This window comes from Desulfonatronospira sp. MSAO_Bac3 (assembly GCF_003838035.1).
GTDB classification, from domain to species: domain Bacteria; phylum Desulfobacterota; class Desulfovibrionia; order Desulfovibrionales; family Desulfonatronovibrionaceae; genus Desulfonatronospira; species Desulfonatronospira thiodismutans.
The window spans coordinates 1-1,985 of sequence record NZ_QYZY01000256.1 but is presented as its reverse complement, the minus strand read 5'-3'; the positions used below and the strand labels follow the sequence as shown (position 1 = coordinate 1,985).

At 51.8% G+C, this 1,985-nt stretch carries 2 protein-coding genes; both read left to right on the top strand.

Features of this window, described 5'->3' with window-relative positions; translation table 11 throughout:
* Positions 1-274: 274 nt before the first annotated feature.
* The gene (locus tag D5S03_RS08895) at positions 275-880 is read left to right on the top strand and encodes an MBL fold metallo-hydrolase (protein ID WP_287043576.1); all 606 of its coding nucleotides are present in this window, start codon (positions 275-277) and stop codon (positions 878-880) included.
* 381 nt (positions 881-1,261) lie between these two features.
* A partial coding sequence (locus D5S03_RS08890; RefSeq protein WP_287043574.1) for an ATP-binding protein occupies positions 1,262-1,985 on the top strand: 724 nt, incomplete at its 3' end.

Sequence of the window (1,985 nt, the reverse complement as noted above, 5' to 3'; positions counted from 1 at the left end):
TGCAGTACCTGGAGCCTCATCCGGAAGGCGACCTCATCTGGGATCTCAATGAAAAAGTGGCCAACTGATAATTGACACTCCTCCTTATACCAGTCCCGGTCCAGTCTTCTGGGCCGGGACATTCCCAACCGTCACTCCCGGCCTTAAGAAATATTGTGATCTTCGCCCCTTTGCATGAGAAAAAATGGGTTGCGGGCATAGCCTGCTTTAGAAAAGGGCATTGAAATCCGGTTTTAAAGAGCATACAGTAATCAGAAAAGAACAGGGAGGCAGTATGCAGGTCAAGCAGCTTAAAGTGGGCAATATGGACAACTTCTGTTATATACTCTTCTGCAGCAGCACCGGAAAAGCAGCAGTTATTGATCCGGGGTCGGATGAGGAGATGATTCTTTCAGAACTGAGCAGCCTCGGACTGGTCCTGGAGTATATTCTCCTTACCCATTTTCATTATGATCATACAGACATGGCTGCATCCTTGAGGCAAAGAACCGGAGCCCGGGTGGCCATACATGAGGCCGATGCTTCATTTTACGAAAAACAGGTGGATGAGCCCCTCAGGGACGGGGATATTATTCAGGTCGGTCAGGAGATCCGGCTGCAGGTTCTGCACACCCCTGGTCATACTCCTGGCGGGGCCTGTTATTATGGACACGGCCAGATATTTACCGGGGACACCCTGTTTGTGCACGACAGCGGACGCACCGACTTTGCCTACAGCCACAGGCCCACACTGGGGGCTTCTATCCGTAGAATCATGGAACTGCCCGAGGAGACTATTCTTATGCCCGGGCATGATTACGGCCCCACACCAACATCAACCCTTGGTCAGGAAAAAAAGCATAACATAAATGCCGTGGAGTATGGATTCCACAAGCCGTAAGATTATTCTCTCCTGCCATCTGCATTGAACTGCCGGTTCGACCAGCCAGCCATTCGTGCCGGGGCTGCTGACTACCGCAGTCTTGGATAAAAACCATATTCCAGGCCCCTTCCACCATACCGGCCACTACCTTTTCAGCCGCCAAGGCTTTCTTGATTTCCAGACAGACAGATAGTGAAAGCATTCATTTCCCAGACTCTGCATTTTTTTGATAAAAGCCGAATTTTTCCCTTCTGCTTGATTTAAGTCAAGGAACGGCCATTGCTGATGAGGCATAACTTATTCACGCCGGGCGGGAAAGTCCTGTTTGGAGCAGGTGCAAACTGTCCTGCCCGGTGAAGTATTAAGTTGTTCGTATTTCAAAACAGGGAGGAAAAAAACTTGGCCAGAGAAATTAGAGATATTGTCAAAATCGATGAGGAACTTTGCGACGGTTGCGGACTGTGCGTGCCGGGATGCGAAGAAGGAGCCATTGAAATCCGGGACGGTAAGGCCAGACTGGTGGAGGAAAAGTATTGCGACGGGCTGGGGGCCTGCCTGGGCCACTGCCCCAGGGGGGCTATCACGGTTATTAAGCGCGAGGCGGATCCCTTTGACATGGAAGCAGTGGAAGAACGCCTGCGGGAGCAGGAAGCAGCTGGACAGTCACCACAGGAAAAGCCGGAACCAGCCTCTCGGCTTGGCTGCGGCTGCCCCGGTTCAGTCATGGCTGACTTTGCTCCGGATAAGGCACATACACCGGCGCAGGGCACTGAGAACATCCAGTCAGCTCTTACTCACTGGCCGGTACAGATCAGGCTTGTCCCCCCGCATGCGCCATTTTTAAAAGGAGCACATCTTTTGATTGCAGCTGACTGCGTACCTGTTGCCTATCCCGGACTGCACCAGGATCTTTTGCCCGGCAGGAAGATAATGCTTGGATGCCCCAAGTTTGATGACGGCCATGATTATGTTGAGCGCCTTACGGAAATATTCAGGCAGGCGGACATCAAAAGCGTAACAGTTGCCTCCATGGAAGTCCCATGTTGCGCCGGAATGGTCAAAATTGTTGAAAAGGCGGTTGTCCAGGCAGGCAAAGGCATGGCTGTTGAAGAAGTGGTCATCT

Bases quoted from the DNA above. Each gene is read 5' to 3' on its own strand.
- D5S03_RS08895 (WP_287043576.1), top strand. From the start codon at position 275: ATGCAGGTCAAGCAGCTTAAAGTGGGCAATATGGACAACTTCTGTTAT.